Source organism: Streptomyces sp. NPDC029674 (assembly GCF_044903205.1).
Lineage (GTDB): Bacteria > Actinomycetota > Actinomycetes > Streptomycetales > Streptomycetaceae > Streptomyces.
The window spans coordinates 25,047-41,854 of the sequence record NZ_JBJDPY010000001.1 but is presented as its reverse complement, the minus strand read 5'-3'; the positions used below and the strand labels follow the sequence as shown (position 1 = coordinate 41,854).

Genomic DNA, 16,808 nt, shown 5'->3' with positions numbered 1-16,808 from the left:
CTGTCAGTGGGCTGGGTTAGGTTCGCTGGTCATGGACTCGGAATCCCTGCTGCAGCACCTGAGCAACGAACTCGACGCGTTCCGCGCATGCATCGATGGTGATCTGTCTGTACCCGTCGAACACTGCGGCGAGTGGACGCTCCGCGACTTGGCCGAGCACCTGGGCGGCTCAAATCTGTGGGCGGCGGCCGCAGTCACCGAGCAGCACGGCAAGCACGAACCCACCTCGGCTCCGCGTGATCCCGATAGGTTTCTGCGGTGGTTCGAGGAAAGTTCAGTAACTCTGCTCAAGGCCCTCGACACCGACCCGAGTGCGAGCGCCTGGACTTTCCATCCGCCGCACACGGCGGGTTTCTGGCAACGGCGCCGTGCGCTGGAGGCACTCATTCACCGCTGGGATGCCGAGAACGCACTGGGCAGAAGTCGACCGCTCGACCCGGTGCTGGCCGGCGAAGGCGTGGCCGAGGTCTTCGACACGATGGCACCCAGGCAGATAGCCCGGGGACGAGCCCAGCACCCGCAGCACGCCCTGCGACTGCACGCGACGGACACCGGAATCTCCTGGGTGTACGGCCCTGGCACTGCCGTGGCCACGCTCACAGCGACGGCGGAACAGCTGGTACTGCTCCTGTGGGGTCGGATGCGCAGCGCGGATGCCGCCTTCAGCTGGACCGGCGACCAAGAGGCGGGGCTGCGCATTCTGACCGGCACCTTGACGCCCTGACCCTGTTCAGGAGCGCAGCCAGAGGCGGATTGCGGCGATCCAGGACCTGCATCGGGTCGTCATCATGTGGTCCGGTTGAGGTCCTTGATCCAGATCATGGAGGCGCGGAGGTGGAGTCCGGCCAGGTAGCTCTTGGGGGTCTTGTCGAACCGGGTAGCGACGCCCCGCCACGCCTTGAGTTAATTGATCAGACGTTCGACGGTGTTGCGTTCCTTGTACAGATCGGCGTCGTGGGTGACCGGGCGGCGATGGTGGACGGGGTGGGAGCCCTCTCGCGCGCCGCGATGGGCAGCCCGCAGTCGCGTACGGCGCCCCTCCATCCCAGAGTCACAGCGCCCCCGCGCCGGAGGCATCGCCTTGCCTCTAGGTCGATTCGTCGGGTGATCGCCGATTGGCCCCGGCCCTATCCGTGTGTGGGCGGGCGTCGGCGCAGCCGGGGCGGAGCGGGCCGAAGGCAGGAGCGGCGCCCCGAGTGGAGCCGTGAGCCCGCCCGGCGGAGCGAAGCGCGACCGGGTGCCTTGAACCAGTAGAGAAAGTCGTGCCTCAGGCATCACGTGAGATGCGCCAGAGCGGTGCTTCGTACTGGAGTGGGCGACGGTTGATCAGCAACTCACGCAGAGGCTGTCGGTGTTCGCCGCCAAAGCCTAGGGCTTCGGTGATTCTGCGGAACGTCGTGTGCGTGATGCCGCGTCGGCGGGCGGCTGTCTCGAACTCGGCGAGGCGGTGGAGTGTGCGGGTGGGGTCGAGCTTGCGGGCTGGTTGGGTCGCGAGTCGGCTCGCCTTGATGCGCTCGTAGTCGATTTCCGAGTAGCCGCAGATCTCGCGGCTGTACTGCTCCGCCTGGGCGAGGGTTCTTGTCGTGAGGAGAGCGCGGGCCAGCTTGTTTCGGTGCAACGCCTGGTGCAGGGGCGCTTCATGGAGGGTGGCGCTCTGGTCGGTGAGCGGGACCGCTAGGCCGGCGTCTCTGACTTCGCACAGGCCGCGGACTCCTCGGGCTGCGGCGGCCAGCATGCCCGTGGCCTCGGAAGGGTGCCATTCCAGTACCGAGCTGATCGGTGCGATGTGGTTGCTCGTGAACGTCAGGACCGGCGGGCCCATGCGGGCGGTCAGGTCTTCGGCCGGTATCTCGCCGTCCAGCCCTGGGCCGGCAACCAAGAGCCGTACGTGGGCTTTGAGTTGTGAGCACGCGGAGAGCGTGAGCGCGTCTGCGAGGGGGCTGCGAAGTGTGGGTTCGTCGCCCTTGGCGAGGATGTCGCCGCCGACGTCCAGGAGGTCGATGGACTCGGGGTTCAAGTGGTGCACCAGTGAGGTGATTTGGTGCGCGATGCCCTCGGCACCGTGCTGGGGGTCGATCAGCGCGAAGGTGTGGGGGAGTTCGCTCGCCAACCGGGGGAGCGTGGAGCCTGCCGGTGCGATCGGCCTCGCGGTCGGCGGGACTGCCCAGACGCTTCGCGTGAGAGGGGTCAGCCCCGTTAAATCGCCCGGCCCTCGGGGGCCCGGCACCGGGTCGACGAGCAGCCGGTCCCACGCGTACGTGAGGATCACCGCTGGACTTCCGCTGCCCCCGTACAGGGCTGCGTCGACCACCGCGGCGGCGACGGCGTCACCTCCTCCTCCGGCTGCCACGATCAAGCGTGTCACCCACCTCAGCGTAGGCGCTCGCGTATTGGCCAGCCTCATACGAGCTGACGTGTTCGATCGACGACTGCCTCCTGATGCTCTCGGAGTTGGTGACGAACGCCGTCCTCTACGGCGAGGCCGAGGAGTCTTGGAGAGTGCGCGTCGAATGGTGGCGTGCGGGAGAAGCCCTGGGGGTCGATGTGCACAACCGGGGGCTCCCGGCTGACGTTCGGCGGCGTGATCCTGACGCGGATGACGCGCATGGGAGGGGACGGCTCCTGGTCAATGCGCTGTCCGACTCCTGGTGCGCCGGGCCCAGCCGTTTCGGTGGCACTGTCGTTTCCTTCCGGGTCGATGCGGCCTGGAAGCCGAGTTAGAGGAGTTTTACGCCGTTGTGGGAGCGGGGGATGGCCTGTGTGGGCGCCGCGTCGAGTGCGTACAGGACGCGGGTCTCGTCGCCGGTGGTGGGTGTGCCGTGCCGTGGGGCCACGGTGGCACTCGGGTGAAGTCACCCCCGGCGTCGGTCGTCACTGATACGCCTCCCTGAAGTCCGGGTACCCGTGCCCTGCCGCGTGGCACGGCGGGTGCCGCGGGCCGACGTGGAGGTGGGCGTGGACGCTTCGGTGGACCGGATCGCGCGGCCGTGGGGCGGCCGGACTCCGTACGGGCGGCACGAGCCGTGGCCCACCCGGGTCGACACGTTCCTCGAAGAGGGTGTGGACCCCGCGTCGGTGCGGGAGTGGGTGCAGACGGCCTCGATCCTGCACTCCGACGGGGACGCCATGGACGTCGCCGTCGTCGACGGGCGGATGGTCGGCGTGCGCGGCCGGGCGGTCGACCGGGTCAACCGGGGCAGGCTCGGCCCGAAGGACCTGTTCGGCTGGCAGGCGAACGGTTCAGCGGACCGGCTGACCAGGCCTTTGATCCGCCGGGACGGGCGGTTGGTGGAGTGCGACTGGGACACCGCGATGGAGCGGGTCGTCGAGCGTTCGCGCGACCTGCTCGCCGAACGCGGGCCCGGGTCCATCGGCTTCTACACCAGCGGCCAGCTGTACCTGGAGGAGTACTACACCCTCGCGGTGCTGGCCAGGGCCGGGATCGGCACGAACCATCTGGACGGCAACACCCGGCTGTGCACCTCCACCGCCGCCGAGGCGCTGAAGGAGTCCTTCGGCTGCGACGGTCAGCCCGGCAGTTATGACGACATCGACCACGCCGACGTGATCGCCCTGTTCGGGCACAACATCGCCGAGACCCAGCCCGTGCAGTGGATGCGGATCCTCGACCGGCTGGCCGGCGCCGAGCCGCCCCGGCTGCTGTGCGTCGACCCGCGCCCCACCCGGGTCGCCCGCGAGGCGACCGTGCACCTGGCGCCGCGTAGCGGCACCAACGTCGCCCTGCTCAACGCGCTCCTCCACGAGCTCATCCGGACGGACCGCGTCGACCACGACTACATCACGGCGCACACCGTCGGTTACGAGGAGCTGGTGTCCCGGGTAGAGACGTGCACGCCCGAGTGGGCCGCCCGGATCTGTGACGTACCCGCCGCGCGGATCGAGGAGGCCGCCGAACTCATCGGGACGGCCGACCGGCTGCTGTCCACCGTCCTCCAAGGCGTCTACCAGTCCCACCAGGCCACCGCCGCCGCCGTCCAGATCAACAACCTCCACCTGGTCCGCGGCATGCTCGGGCGGCCCGGCGCGGGCGTCCTCCAGATGAACGGGCAGCCCACCGCCCAGAACACCCGCGAGTGCGGCGCCGACGGAGACTTGCCGGGCTTTCGCAACTGGCAGAACGACAGCCACGTCGCCGACCTGGCACGGGTGTGGAACGTCGAACCGAAGACCATCCCGCACTACGCCCCGCCCACCCACGCCATGCAGATGTTCCGCTACGCCGAACAGGGCTCCATCCGCATGCTCTGGATCAGCGGCACCAATCCGGCCGTCTCCCTGCCTGAACTGTCCCGCGTCCGCTCGATCCTCGGCCAGGACCGGCTCTTCATCGTCGTGCAGGACCTGTTTCTCACCGAGACCGCCCAACTGGCCGATGTCGTCCTGCCCGCGGCGACCTGGGGCGAGAAGACCGGCACGTTCACCAACGCCGACCGCACCGTGCACCTGGCCGACAAGGCTGTCGAACCGCCCGGCGAGGCCCGGCCCGACCTCGACATCTTCCTCGACTACGCCGCCCGCATGGACTTCCGCGACAAGGACGGCGGGCCGCTGATCGGCTGGCACGACCCGGAATCGGCGTTCGAGGCGTGGAAACGCTGCAGCGCCGGCCGCCCCTGCGACTACACCGGCCTCAGCCACGAGCGGCTGCGCGGCGCGAGCGGCATCCAGTGGCCGTGCGACGACCGCAACCCCGACGGCACGGAACGCCTCTACACCGACGGCGTCAGCTGGGCCCACCCCGACGCCTGCGAGTCGTACGGCAAGGACCTGGTGACCGGCGCGTCGAGCGACGCCGTCGAGTACCGCTCCCTCAACCCCGACGGCAAGGCGATGATCAAGGCGGCCGGCTATCTGCCGCCTCACGAGCCGCCCGACGAGGACCATCCCTTCCAGCTGACCACCGGGCGCACGATCTACCACTTCCACACCCGCACCAAGACCGGTCGCGCCCCGCAGCTGAACGCGGCCGCGCCCGACGTGTGGGTGGAGGCGTCCGCCGCGGACGCGGCCGCGCTCGGGCTCGACGAGGGCGACCTGGTCGAGGTCAGCACGGACCGGGGCGCCGTCCGGGGCAGGCTGCGGGTGACCGGCATCCGTGCGGGGCTGCTGTTCATCCCCTTCCACTACGGCTACTGGGACACCGAGGCCGGACACGCCCCGGACGGCGCCACCCCCGGGCGCGCCGCGAACGAGACGACCGTCACCGACTGGGACCCCGTCTCCAAACAGCCCCTGTTCAAGACCGCAGCGGCCGCACTCCGCCTCGTCGCACGCGCGGACGGCGAAACCGCCCCCGCGCCCACGACCGCCGCGTCCGCTCCCGCCCGCCCCGGCTCCGTACCGGCCACCGCCGGCGGCCCGGCCGCCCACGTCACGGAGGACGCCGGATGAACGGCATCGCCCTCACCCTGCGCGCCCTCCACCACGGTGAGAAGCACCTGGCCGGGGAGCTGCTCGCGGTGGCCGACCGGCACCGCGACGAGCACGAGGTCCACCATGTGGCGACCGATCTCGCGGGCTGGTCCCAGGAGCACGCCGGGCTCCTGGCCGGGACCGCCTACAATCGCGGCCTCGACCTGGGTGCCGTTCCTGTCCCCGTCCCCGTCCCCGAGGGAGCCGCGGGAACAGAAGCCGAGCCCGGCCTGCTCCTCCTCCGTGACCTGCGCGCGCTCCACCTGGCCGGCGTTGAGAACTCCCTCCACTGGGAGATGCTGGCCCAAGCCGCGCAGGCCACGAAGGACGAGGCGCTCCTCGCGCTGGCCTCGCGGTGTCATCCACAGACCCTGCGGCAGATGCGCTGGACCAATACGATGATCAAGGTCATCTCGCCGCAGGTGCTCACCAGCCTGTGAGACGGCCCCGCCACGGCTTAGCGCTCAGGGATCAGGGCTTGGGCACGATCGCATCCCGCAGCGACGTCGTAGCCCGCACCCGGTACTCCTGGATCGCCCACCCGTTGCCGTCCGGGTCCTTGAAGTACATGAACGTGCCGCCGTCCTGCGGCGCGTGCTGCACCGGCTCGCTGACGTCCAGGCCGCGTGCCGTCAGCTCGGCGTGCGCGGCCTTCGCGTCGGCGACGCACAGTTGCAGGCCCTGGTAGGAGCCGGTGGCCGGCCTCGGGCCTGCCATCGTCTCCCAGAGCGCGTCGCCCGTCAGGGCGATGGAACAGCCCGAGCCCGGCGGGGTCAGCTGGACGATGCGCATGCCGGGCATGACCTCCGCGTCGATGTCGACGTGGAAGCCGAGCTTGTCGCGGTAGAACTCCATGGACCGGTCGATGTCGGAGACCGGCAGCGGGATCACTTCGAGTGTGTATTCCATGAGCCGCAGTACATCAGGGAGTTGGGGCCGTGTCAGCGTTCCGCGAGGTCGTGGCCCGCCACTCGGGCGTACGGTCCCCGGGCCGGCCGCCGGATCGTGGGCCGCGCGCTCCTCGAAGAGGCGGTTCGAAGGGACGGTTCGAAGGGGCGGACTCCGCGGGCGCGCCGAGTTCATCGCTCAGGCCGTAGGCTCGGGCCGAGGAGTGATCGAACGGAGGATCGGCATGACGCTGCCGCAAGGGCGCCGGAGCAGTACGTTCACGCGGCTGCTGCGGCACGGGTTCACCGACCCGTCCGCCGCCGAGCGGCTGCTCGACGACCCCGCGCTGAGCGCCGTACGCTCCGACCCGCTGCTCCTGGACGCGCTCGGCGCCACCGCCGACCCCGACCTGGCGCTGCTGGGCCTCGTCCGGCTCGTCGAGGCGCAGGAGAGCGACCACGGGCGGCGGAAGCTGCTCGACACCCTCGTCACCGCGAAGCCGCTGCGCGACCGGCTCCTCGGCGTGCTCGGCGCCTCCGAGGCCCTCGCCGATCACCTGGCCACCCACCCCGGCGACTGGCGTGCCCTCGTCACGTATGAGTCGGCGGACCTGCATCCCGGTGTGGCGGAGTTCGAGCGGGGTCTCGGCGAGGCCACCGACCCCGTGTCGCTGCGCGTCGCCTACCGCCGCTGCCTGCTCTCCATCGCGGCGCGTGACGTGTGCGGCACGACGGACGTGGCCGAGGCGGCGGCCGAGCTCGCGGACCTCGCGACGGCGACGCTGCGGGCGGCGCTCGCCATGGCCCGCGCGGCGGCGCCCGGCGACGCCTCGCTGTGCAGGCTCGCGGTCATCGCGATGGGCAAGTGCGGCGGCCACGAGCTGAACTACGTGTCCGACGTCGACGTCATCTTCGTGGCGGAGCCCGCCGAGGGCGCCGACGAGGGCAAGGCGCTGCGGGCCGCGACCCGGCTCGCCTCGCACATGATGCGGATCTGCTCCGAGACGAACGTCGAGGGCACCATCTGGCCCGTCGACGCGAACCTCCGCCCCGAGGGCAGGAACGGCCCGCTGGTGCGCACGCTCTCCAGCCACCTCGCGTACTACCAGCGGTGGGCGAAGACCTGGGAGTTCCAGGCGCTCCTCAAGGCCCGCCCGGTCGCGGGCGACCTCGCGCTCGGCGAGGAGTACGTCGCCACGCTCGCGCCCCTCGTCTGGCACGCCGCCGAGCGCGAGAACTTCGTGACCGACGTGCAGAAGATGCGCCGCAGGGTCGTGGAGAACATCCCGGCCGGGGAGGTCGACCGGGAGCTGAAGCTCGGCCCCGGCGGGCTGCGCGACGTCGAATTCGCCGTACAGATGCTGCAGTTGGTGCACGGGCGCAGCGACCCCTCGATCCGCAGTGGGTCGACGCTGGCGGCGCTGCACGCGCTGGGCACGGGCGGTTACGTGGGGCGGGTGGACGCCGCCCAGCTCGACGACGCGTACCGCTTCCTGCGCTCCCTCGAACACCGAATCCAGCTCTACAAGCTGCGCCGCACCCACCTCGTGCCGGAGGACGACGCGGACCTGCGGCGCATCGGCCGCTCCCTGGGGATGCGCACCGAGCCGATCACCGAGCTGAGCCGCGCGTGGAAGCGGCACACCTCCGTGGTGCGCCGCCTGCACGAGAAGCTGTTCTACCGCCCGCTGCTCGACGCGGTCGCCCAACTTGCGCCGGGCGAGGCCCGGTTGAGTACGGAGGCGGCCCGCGAGCGGCTCGTCGCGCTCGGCTACGCGGACCCCAGCTCCGCGCTCAGGCACCTGGAGGCGCTCGCCTCCGGCGTCTCCCGCAAGGCGGCCATCCAGCGCACCCTGCTGCCGGTCCTGCTGGGCTGGTTCGCGGACTCCGCCGACCCGGACGCGGGCCTCCTCGGCTTCCGCAAGGTGTCCGACGCGCTCGGCAAGACCCCGTGGTACCTGCGGCTGCTACGGGACGAGGGCGCGGCGGCCGAGAACCTCGCCCGCGTCCTGTCCGCGGGCCGCCTCGCCCCCGACCTGCTCCTGCGCGCCCCCGAGGCCGTCGCCCTGCTCGGCGACCAGCACGGGCTCGAACCGCGCGGCCGCGCCCACCTGGAGCAGGAGGTCCTGGCGGCGGTGCGCCGCGCCGACGGCGCCGAGCAGGCCGTGGCGGTGGCGCGCGGCATGCGCCGCCGCGAGCTGTTCCGCACCGCCGCGGGCGACATCATCGGCTCGTACGGCACGGAGGACAGCCCCGCCGAGGCCGACCCCGGCAGGCTCGCGGACCGGGTGGGCGGCGCGGTCTCGGACCTGACGGCCGCCACGATCTCGGGCACGCTGCGCGCGGTCGTCCGCGAGGGCTGGGGCGACACGCTCCCCACCCGCTTCGCGGTCATCGGCATGGGCCGCTTCGGCGGCCACGAGCTGGCCTACGGATCGGACGCGGACGTCCTGTTCGTCCATGAGCCGCGCGAGGGCGCCGACGAGCAGGAGGCGGCGAAGGCCGCGGCCAAGGTCGTCGCCGAGATGCGCCGCCTCCTCCAACTCCCGTCCGCCGACCCGCCGTTGCTCATAGACGCGGATCTGCGCCCGGAGGGCAGGAGCGGCCCGCTGGTGCGCACCCTGGGCTCGTACGAGGCGTACTACCGCCGCTGGTCCCTCGTCTGGGAGTCCCAGGCGCTGCTGCGGGCCGAACCGGTCGCGGGCGACGAGGAGCTGGGCCGCGCCTTCATCGACCTCGTCGACCCCCTGCGCTATCCGGCGGACGGCCTCGACGAGGACGCGGTCCGCGAGATCCGCCGCCTCAAGGCCCGCATGGAGGCGGAGCGGATGCCGCGCGGCGCCGACCCGACCCTGCATGCCAAGCTGGGCCGCGGCGGCCTCTCCGACGTCGAATGGACCGTCCAGCTCCTCCAGTTGCAGCACGGCGGGGCAGTGCCGGGCCTGCGTACGACCCGCACCCGCGCGGCCCTGGCCGCCGCCCGCGACGCGGAGCTGATCCCCGCCGAGGACGCGGCGACCCTCGACGAGGCGTGGGTCCTCGCGACCCGCGTGCGCAACGCGGTGATGCTGGTGCGCGGCCGCGCGGGCGACACGTTCCCCTCCGACGGCCGTGAACTCGCTGCCGTGGCCCGCTACTTGGGCTACGACACCGGGCACGTCGGCGACATGCTGGACGACTACCGGCGCACCACGCGCAGGGCGCGAGCGGTGATGGAGGAACGGTTCTACGGCTCCTGAGAGCCGTCTTCAGTTCTGCCCGCCTCGCCCGCGCTGCCCCAACAGACACTCAACCCTGCCCTTGCGCACCTGGCCCGGCGGCCGACCCATGGCGTATCCAGGAAGAGTCAGAGTCCGTCTGCCTGGAGGCCCCATGCGCGCCCGCGAAACCGCCCGACCCGCCGACGGGGAGCGAGCCGGCCGCGCCCCGGCCCGTCCCGCCGCGTCGCCGTCAAGCGCGGGCGGCACCATGAGCGCGCAGGAGCTCATGGCGTTGCAGCGCACCGCGGGCAACGCGGCCGCCGTCCACGCGGTGCAGCGGTCCGCCGTCCACGACGTGCTCCGGGCCGGCGGGCGGCCCCTCGACACCGCCACCCGCACCGACATGGAGGCCCGCCTCGGCGCGGACTTCTCCGACGTCCGCGTGCACGACGACAGCGCCGCGAAGGCCTCCGCGGCCGAGGTCGGTGCCCGCGCCTACACCTCCGGGAACCACGTCGTCATCGGTGACGGCGGAGCCGACCGGCACACGCTCGCCCACGAGTTGACGCACGTCATCCAGCAGCGGCAGGGCCCCGTCGCCGGCACGGACAACGGCAGCGGGCTCCGCGTCTCGGACCCGTCCGACCGTTTCGAACGCGAGGCCGAGGCGAACGCCCACCGGGTCCTCTCGGGCCCGGCGCCCGCGGACCGCACGGAGGCGGTCCCGGCCCAGCGCGCGACCGCGACCACAACCGCGGTGCCGGACGCGGCAGCCGTGCAGCGTGTCACCGGCACCCAGATGGGCCCCCGGGTTGACTGGAACCAGCTCCTGGACATCATCGTCGGCCAGGACCGTACACTCGCCGGTTTCCAGTTCGGCCCCGAGTGCCGGAACAACGGCGGCAACAACCTCATCTCCCGGCCCGTCGTGGTCAACGTGAGCGACGGCGGTACGACGGCCCAGCTCGCCGTCCACCTCAACGTGATGCTCACCAGCGGCGGCGAGGTGCAGGACCGCAAGACGGGCGCGTCCACGGCATCCATCAAGGGCTCGCTCTTCCACCTGACGGCCCGCCCGGTGGCCGGCCAGAACCTGATCCACGAGGCCGGCGCGTCCGCCCTCACGGCGTCCGAGTCGATCCACGTGGGCCGCAACAACGCCGCGGGCTGGAACAACCGTCCCGGCAACACCCAGCAGCTCGCGGCCGGCGTGGGCGTCTCGGCGAAGGCCCTGATCGACACCCTGGAGTCCCGCTACCCGCTGGGCGACGTACAAGACCTGATCGACCGCTTCAAGACGGACGTCGGCCGCGCGGTGGTCCACGGCCTCGCCCCGGAGGTCGTCCACGTGAAGTGGGACGGCGACGAGTCGTTCAAGTAGGGCCTGACGTACGCTCACACGCCGTCGTAAGCCGCCAGCATCGCCCGCGCATGCGCGATGAAACCGTCGAGCGCCAGCTCGAAAGCCCGTTCCGCGCGGCCGTGCGGCACCGCGTCGAGGGCCTCGGCCAGCCGCGGCGTCGCCGTATCGTCGGTCAGGACCCACATCGTCTCCGGCGCCGCCAGGTCGAGCGCCGAGCCGAGGACGAGGTTCTCCAGGCCGGTGATCAAGGGCATGACGTCGGGGAGGGCGAACCCCGCGGCCAGGAGCCGCGTCACCGCGCGCTCGTACTGGTCGAGGACGCGTGGGGCCCGCACCGGGGACGTCGTCAGGAGCGGGATCGCCTTGGGGTGGGCCGCGAAGGCCGCGCGGTAGGAGCGGGCCCAGGCGGCCAGTGAGGCGTCCCAAAGGTGGTCGGGGGCCAGCGTGCCGGAGTCGATCGACTCGGCCACCCGCTCGCGCAGCAGCTCGACGATGCCGTCCCTGCCGTCCACATGGTGGTACACCGAGCCCGTCTGCACGCCGAGCCGCCGCGCGATCTGCGGCACGCTGAAGTCGCCCTGCTCGTCGACGAGTTCCAGCGCCGTCGTGGTGATGCGCTCCCGGTCGAGGAGCGGTGTGCGCGGCCGGCCCATGGCTCTGATCTCTCTGTGAAGTCTTTCGAACTCTTCCCGAACTGCCCAGGGTGAGGCTACATTGCCGAAACCGAAAGCCTTTAGGTTTTCGGCCCCGTCCCATGCCCCTCCCCACGCCATGCCCTGCATCCGCCCGCCGCAGAAGGGCTGCCACCCCATGGCCAGCGCCAGCACGCTCCGCACCGGCACACTCGGCACCGCCGACATCGCCTTCTTCGTGGTCTCCGCCGCGGCCCCGCTCACCGTCATGGCGGGCGTCGCCCCCATCGCCCTCACGCTCGGCGGCATCGGCGCCCCCGTCGGCTACCTCCTCGCCGGCATCACCCTCACCGTCTTCGCCGTCGGCTTCACCACGATGAGCCGCCACGTGCGCAGCGGCGGCGCCTTCTACGCGTACATCACCCGCGGCCTCGGCCGCCCGGCCGGCATCGCCGCGGCGCTCCTCGCCATGCTCGGCTACAACGGCATGGAGATCGGCGTCTACGGTTTGCTCGGCACCGCCACCCAGGACACCGGACTCGCCCTCTTCGGCGTCGACATCCCCTGGCTGCCGGTGTCCCTCGCCGGGCTGCTGCTCATCTGGTACGGCGGATTCCGGTCCATCGACTTCGGGGCGAAGCTGCTCGGCGTGCTCCTGGTTGCCGAGACCGGCATCCTTGTTCTGCTCGCCGCCGGCGTCCTCCTCGAAGGCGGTGCCGACGGACTCGGCCTGCGGAGTCTCGCACCGGACAACGTCCTCGTACCCGGCACCGCCGCCGTCCTCGCCTGCGCCTTCGCCGCGTTCACCGGCTTCGAGTCCACCGTCATCTACCGCCGCGAGGCCCGCGACCCCGACCGCACCGTGCCCCGCGCCACCTATATAGCCGTCGCCTTCCTCGGCCTCTTCTACGCCTTCGTCGTCTGGACCGTCGTCCAGGCCTTCGGTGAGGAAGAAGTCGTGAAGGCCGCGGGGTCCGATCCCGCCGGGCTCTTCTTCTCCGCCATCACCACCTATGTGGGGGGCTGGGCCGCCGACCTCATGCACGTCCTCATCGTCACCAGCGTCCTCGCCTCCCTGCTCGCCTTCCACAACGCCATCAACCGCTACAGCCTCTCCCTCGCCGAGGAAGGCGTCCTGCCGAAAGCGCTCGGCCGCGTCCATCCGCGCCACCGCTCCCCGTACGTCGCGGGCGCCGCGCAGACCGTCCTCGGCGCGGTCGTCGTCCTCGCCTTCGCCGCGGCCGGCGCGGACCCGTACCAACAGCTGCTCCTCTGGGTCAACACCCCCGGAATGATCGGCCTGTTGGCCCTCCAGCTGCTCGCCGCCATCGCCATACCCTGCTACTTCCGCCGGATCAGCCACCAGGAAGGCGTCCTGCGCACCGTCGTCGCGCCCGTCGCCGCGAGTGTGCTGCTCACCGGCGCGCTCGTCCTGGTCGTCACGCACATCGACCTGTTCACGGGCGCCTCGACGTTCGTGAACACGGTGCTTGTCGTGCTCGTGCCCGCCGTTCTTCTGCTCGGCCTCGCCCTGGCGGTACGGCTCCGCCGGAGCAGGCCGGAGGTCTACGCGGGCTTCGCCGCCGAGCCGCCGCGGGAGCAGGAGCGGCCCACCGAACCCCTCACCGAGACCACGAGCCCCCTCGCCTAGGAGCAGAGAGCCATGCCCGCAGCCGACCTCATCCTCACCGGCGCCCACATCCGCACCCTCGACCCCGGCCGCCCCCACGCCACCGCCGTCGCCGTCCGCGACGGCGTGATCGTCGCCGTCGGTGATGAAGGAGACGCAGACGTATGTGACGCACGCGGCCCCCGCACCGAGGTCATCGACCTCGACGGGGCCACCCTCACGCCCGGTCTCGTCGACTCCCACAGTCACCCGGTGTGGGGGCTCGAGATGGCCACCGGGACCGATCTCTCCGGCGTGCGCGATCTGGACGAGCTGCGGGCGGCCCTGCGCGGGGCCGGGCGGACCGAGGGGTGGGTCGTCGCGTGGGGGCTGGACCACAACGTCTTCGGCGGGCGGCCCGTCGACCGTGGGCTCATCGAGGACGTGCTCGACGGCACGCCCGCCTTCATCCGGCTCTACGACGGGCACTCCGCGCTGGTCAGCGGCGCCGCGCTGCGGGCCGCCGGGGTCGAGGGGCCGCGCGAGTTCGCCCAGCGGTCCACCGTGGTGTGCGACGGGGAGGGGCGGCTCACCGGGCACCTCGTCGAGCATGCCGCCATGGACCTCGTCCAGGCCGTGCTGCCCCGGCCCTCGTACGCCGAGCGCCGCGCCCGGCTGGTCGAGCTGCTGTCCGCCATGGCGGCCACCGGGCTGACCGGTGCCCATGTGATGGACCTCGGCGGGGGCGACGTCCCGCAGCTGCTCGCGTCGGTGGAGGAGGACGGAGACCTGCCGCTGCGGCTGCGGCTGGCGCCCTGGTGCATGCCCGGCGTGGGGGAGGAGGGGATCGACGAGATCATCGCTCTGCAGGCGGAGGCCGGGCGGCTGTGGCGGGTCGGTGGCGCCAAGTTTTTCATGGACGGCACTGTCGAGGGCGGCACCGCCTGGCTGGAGCACGCGGACTGCCACGGTCAGGGCACCGAGGCCTTCTGGCCGGACCCGGAGGCGTACGCGGACGCCCTGCGGAAGCTGCACGCGGCCGGGGTGCGGACGGCGACCCACGCCATCGGCGACGCCGCCGTGCGGCACGTCCTCGACACCGTGGCGTCACTGGGCGGCAGCGGCCGCCTCGCGCACCGGATCGAGCACATCGAGACCGTGCCGGACGACACGATTCCGCGCTTCGCCGAGCTGGGCGTCATCGCCTCGATGCAGCCGCCGCACACCGCGTACACGCGGGCCGACCACAGCGACGAGTGGTCGAAGCGGCTGGGCGACGCCCGGGCCGCCAGGGCCTGGCGCACCCGGGACCTGCGGGACGCCGGGGCCTACGTCGCCCTCGGCTCCGACTGGCCGATCGCGCACTACGACGCGCGCGGGGTCCTCGCCACGGCCCGGGTGCCGCGGGGCGCGGCGGGCCGCGCCCAGGGCCTCACGGGGCTCATGGCGCTGGAGGGCTGCACGACGCACGCCGCCGTCGCGGGCGGGGAGGCGGAGGTGGCGGGCCGCGTTGCCCCCGGGTTCCGGGCCGACCTGACGGCCTTCGGGCTCGATCCGGTGGCCGCGCCCGCGGACGAGGTGGCGCAGGCGCCGGTCCGGCTGACGGTGGCGGGCGGGAACGTCACGTACCGCGACGCATGAGCATGCGGAGGGCCGCATCCGACCTGGGCGCGGCCCCCGCCACCTCGCGGGGCAGCGCGTACGGCATCGCGCCGTACCAGAGCCGGGCCACCAGGAAACCGAAGGCCAGGCAGATCATGCCGCCGACCGCGTCCAGCCAGAAGTGGTTGGCCGTGGCCACGATGACGACGAGCGTCGCGACGGGGTAGAGCAGGCCGAGCACCTTCGCCCACGGCACCGACGCCAGGGCGAAGATCGTCAGGCCGCACCACAGCGACCAGCCGATGTGCATCGACGGCATCGCCGCGTACTGGTTCGACATGTTCTTGAGGTCGCCGGAGGCCATCGAGCCCCACGTCTGGTGGACCACCACGGTGTCGATGAACGTGGTGCCGTTCATCAGGCGCGGCGGCGCCAGCGGGTACAGGTAGTAGCCGACCAGGGCCACCGCCGTCGTCGCGAAGAGGACGAGGCGCGTGGCCGCGTACCGCCCGGGATGCTTGCGAAAGAGCCAGACCAGGACGCCGAGCGTCACCACGAAGTGCAGTGTCGCGTAGTAGTAGTTCATGCCGACGATGAGCCATGTCACCGAGTCCACGGCGTGGTTGACGCTCTTCTCGACGGCGATGCCCATGTCACGCTCGAGGCGCCAGATCCAGTCGGCGTTCCGCAGCGCCTGCGACTTCTGCTCCGGCACGGCGTTGCGGATCAGCGAGTACGTCCAGTAACTCACCGCGATCAGCAGGATCTCGAACCAGAGCCGAGGGCGGCGCGGGGTGCGGAACCGGCGGAGACGACGCGGCGCAGTGCGCCCATTGCGAGCGGTCTCGGCGCCCGCGATGGGTGATGCATCGGGCCTCTGCCGGCCCTCAAGTGTCGTCACGGTCGTCTCACCCATAGGGACAGAGTCTGCCAGATCCCCACCCTTCGACCGATCATCCCCTGGTCGGGTTCGGGCCGCATTCTCTACGCCACAGGGACGAGCCCGCCACCCGCACATGATCCTGCTGTTCCCCTAGGGGCGCCTGGGGCCGGAAGCCGTTGAACCGCGGACCACCAGTTCCGGCATGAAGACAAACTCGCTCGGCGGCGCGGGGGTGCCGCCCAGCTCCTCCAGGAGGGTGCGCACCGCCGCCTGGCCCATCGCGGGCACCGGCTTGCGCACCGTCGTCAGCGGCGGATCTGTGAACGCGATCAGCGGGGAGTCGTCGAAGCCGACCACCGACACGTCGTCCGGCACCTCCAGACCCCGCTGCCGCGCCGCCCGTATCGCACCGAGCGCCATCATGTCGCTGGCGCACACGACGGCCGTGCAGCCGCGGTCCATCAGCGCCGACGCCGCCGCCTGGCCGCCCTCCAGCGTGTACAGGGAGTGCTGGATCAGCTCTGTCTCGATGTCGTCGGGGGACAGGCCCAGCTGCTCCCGCATCGTGCGTACGAACCCCTCGATCTTCCGCTGTACCGGCACGAACCGCTTCGGGCCGAGGGCGAGACCGACGCGGGTGTGACCCAGCGAGACGAGGTGGGTGACCGCGAGGCGCATCGCCGTCCGGTCGTCGGGGGAGATGGACGGCGCCTGCACCTTCGGCGAGTAGCCGTCCACCAGGACGAAGGGGACGCCCTGCGCCCGCAGCTGCTCGTACCGGTTCATGTCGGCGGAGGTGTCCGCGTGCAGACCGGAGACGAAGATGATGCCCGCGACGCCGCGGTCCACCAGCATCTCGGTGAGCTCGTCCTCGGTGGAGCCGCCCGGGGTCTGGGTGGCGAGCACCGGCGTGTACCCCTGCCGGGTGAGGGCCTGCCCGATGACCTGCGCGAGCGCGGGAAATATCGGGTTCTCCAGCTCCGGCGTGATCAGCCCGACGAGGCCCGCGCTGCGCTGCCGCAGCCGCACCGGGCGTTCGTAGCCGAGCACGTCGAGTGCGGCGAGCACGGACTGACGGGTGCCCGCGGCGACGCCCGGCTTGCCGTTGAGCACGCGGCTTACTGTCGCTTCGCTGACCCCCGCCTGGGCTGCGATGTCGGCTAGCCGTGCGGTCACAGGATTGGACTGTACCGGTCGTA

General features: G+C 71.7%; 12 protein-coding genes and 2 pseudogenes. 8 read left to right on the top strand and 6 right to left on the bottom strand.

Features of this window, described 5'->3' with window-relative positions; translation table 11 throughout:
• Positions 1 to 31: 31 nt before the first annotated feature.
• The gene (locus ACI2L3_RS00175; RefSeq protein ID WP_404750028.1) at positions 32 to 724 is read left to right on the top strand and encodes a maleylpyruvate isomerase family mycothiol-dependent enzyme; all 693 of its coding nucleotides are present in this window, start codon (positions 32 to 34) and stop codon (positions 722 to 724) included.
• Between the two features lie 62 nt (positions 725 to 786).
• Here ACI2L3_RS00175 and ACI2L3_RS00170 read toward each other — a convergent pair.
• Positions 787 to 1,017 (bottom strand): annotated as a pseudogene (locus tag ACI2L3_RS00170) (hypothetical protein); the annotation flags it as partial.
• Positions 1,018 to 1,267: 250 nt separating this feature from the next.
• The gene (locus ACI2L3_RS00165; protein ID WP_404750027.1) at positions 1,268 to 2,404 is read right to left on the bottom strand and encodes a DUF1152 domain-containing protein; all 1,137 of its coding nucleotides are present in this window, start codon (positions 2,402 to 2,404) and stop codon (positions 1,268 to 1,270) included.
• Here ACI2L3_RS00165 and ACI2L3_RS00160 point away from each other — a divergent pair.
• The 3 genes and pseudogenes from ACI2L3_RS00160 to ACI2L3_RS00150 all read left to right on the top strand — a co-directional run.
• Positions 2,398 to 2,721 (top strand): annotated as a pseudogene (locus tag ACI2L3_RS00160) (ATP-binding protein); the annotation flags it as partial. The gene ACI2L3_RS00165 and the pseudogene ACI2L3_RS00160 overlap by 7 nt on opposite strands.
• Before the next feature lie 234 nt (positions 2,722 to 2,955).
• Positions 2,956 to 5,412 (top strand): molybdopterin oxidoreductase family protein, encoded by a 2,457-nt coding sequence (locus ACI2L3_RS00155; RefSeq protein ID WP_404750026.1) that lies wholly within the window; start codon positions 2,956 to 2,958, stop codon positions 5,410 to 5,412.
• On the top strand, positions 5,409 to 5,873 hold the full coding sequence (locus ACI2L3_RS00150; protein ID WP_404750025.1) for a hypothetical protein: 465 nt from the start codon (positions 5,409 to 5,411) through the stop codon (positions 5,871 to 5,873). The genes ACI2L3_RS00155 and ACI2L3_RS00150 overlap by 4 nt, the downstream gene beginning before the upstream one ends.
• Positions 5,874 to 5,904: 31 nt before the next feature.
• Here ACI2L3_RS00150 and ACI2L3_RS00145 read toward each other — a convergent pair whose 3' ends face one another.
• Entirely contained in the window at positions 5,905 to 6,342 is a 438-nt protein-coding gene (locus ACI2L3_RS00145) for a VOC family protein (RefSeq protein WP_404750024.1), read from the bottom strand.
• Between the two features lie 223 nt (positions 6,343 to 6,565).
• Between ACI2L3_RS00145 and ACI2L3_RS00140 the strand changes: the two genes are divergently transcribed.
• Complete coding sequence (locus tag ACI2L3_RS00140; protein WP_404750023.1) at positions 6,566 to 9,559, top strand: bifunctional [glutamine synthetase] adenylyltransferase/[glutamine synthetase]-adenylyl-L-tyrosine phosphorylase; 2,994 nt, start codon at positions 6,566 to 6,568, stop codon at positions 9,557 to 9,559.
• 133 nt (positions 9,560 to 9,692) lie between these two features.
• On the top strand, positions 9,693 to 10,901 hold the full coding sequence (locus ACI2L3_RS00135) for a DUF4157 domain-containing protein (RefSeq protein WP_404750022.1): 1,209 nt from the start codon (positions 9,693 to 9,695) through the stop codon (positions 10,899 to 10,901).
• A 14-nt stretch (positions 10,902 to 10,915) separates the two neighbouring features.
• Here the strand turns inward: ACI2L3_RS00135 and ACI2L3_RS00130 are convergent, their stop codons facing one another.
• Complete coding sequence (locus ACI2L3_RS00130; RefSeq protein WP_404750021.1) at positions 10,916 to 11,536, bottom strand: TetR/AcrR family transcriptional regulator C-terminal domain-containing protein; 621 nt, start codon at positions 11,534 to 11,536, stop codon at positions 10,916 to 10,918.
• A 157-nt stretch (positions 11,537 to 11,693) separates the two neighbouring features.
• Here ACI2L3_RS00130 and ACI2L3_RS00125 point away from each other — a divergent pair, with 157 nt between their 5' ends.
• The gene (locus ACI2L3_RS00125; protein ID WP_404750020.1) at positions 11,694 to 13,166 is read left to right on the top strand and encodes an APC family permease; all 1,473 of its coding nucleotides are present in this window, start codon (positions 11,694 to 11,696) and stop codon (positions 13,164 to 13,166) included.
• A gap of 12 nt (positions 13,167 to 13,178) precedes the next feature.
• Entirely contained in the window at positions 13,179 to 14,765 is a 1,587-nt protein-coding gene (locus ACI2L3_RS00120) for an amidohydrolase (protein ID WP_404750019.1), read from the top strand.
• Here ACI2L3_RS00120 and ACI2L3_RS00115 read toward each other — a convergent pair.
• Positions 14,746 to 15,642 (bottom strand): phosphatase PAP2 family protein, encoded by an 897-nt coding sequence (locus ACI2L3_RS00115; RefSeq protein ID WP_404750018.1) that lies wholly within the window; start codon positions 15,640 to 15,642, stop codon positions 14,746 to 14,748. The two genes, ACI2L3_RS00120 and ACI2L3_RS00115, sit on opposite strands and share 20 nt — an antisense overlap.
• A 117-nt stretch (positions 15,643 to 15,759) precedes the next feature.
• Complete coding sequence (locus ACI2L3_RS00110) at positions 15,760 to 16,785, bottom strand: LacI family DNA-binding transcriptional regulator (protein ID WP_404750017.1); 1,026 nt, start codon at positions 16,783 to 16,785, stop codon at positions 15,760 to 15,762.
• Positions 16,786 to 16,808: the final 23 nt, after the last annotated feature.

What these genes read in the sequence shown, in the direction of transcription:
- ACI2L3_RS00175 (WP_404750028.1), top strand. Translation starts at nt 32, where the DNA reads ATGGACTCGGAATCCCTGCTGCAGCACCTGAGCAACGAACTCGACGCG.
- ACI2L3_RS00165 (WP_404750027.1), bottom strand. Translation starts at nt 2,404, where the DNA reads ATGAGGCTGGCCAATACGCGAGCGCCTACGCTGAGGTGGGTGACACGC.
- ACI2L3_RS00150 (WP_404750025.1), top strand. Translation starts at nt 5,409, where the DNA reads ATGAACGGCATCGCCCTCACCCTGCGCGCCCTCCACCACGGTGAGAAG.
- ACI2L3_RS00145 (WP_404750024.1), bottom strand. Translation starts at nt 6,342, where the DNA reads ATGGAATACACACTCGAAGTGATCCCGCTGCCGGTCTCCGACATCGAC.
- ACI2L3_RS00140 (WP_404750023.1), top strand. Translation starts at nt 6,566, where the DNA reads ATGACGCTGCCGCAAGGGCGCCGGAGCAGTACGTTCACGCGGCTGCTG.
- ACI2L3_RS00135 (WP_404750022.1), top strand. Translation starts at nt 9,693, where the DNA reads ATGCGCGCCCGCGAAACCGCCCGACCCGCCGACGGGGAGCGAGCCGGC.
- ACI2L3_RS00130 (WP_404750021.1), bottom strand. Translation starts at nt 11,536, where the DNA reads ATGGGCCGGCCGCGCACACCGCTCCTCGACCGGGAGCGCATCACCACG.
- ACI2L3_RS00125 (WP_404750020.1), top strand. Translation starts at nt 11,694, where the DNA reads ATGGCCAGCGCCAGCACGCTCCGCACCGGCACACTCGGCACCGCCGAC.
- ACI2L3_RS00120 (WP_404750019.1), top strand. Translation starts at nt 13,179, where the DNA reads ATGCCCGCAGCCGACCTCATCCTCACCGGCGCCCACATCCGCACCCTC.
- ACI2L3_RS00115 (WP_404750018.1), bottom strand. Translation starts at nt 15,642, where the DNA reads ATGGGTGAGACGACCGTGACGACACTTGAGGGCCGGCAGAGGCCCGAT.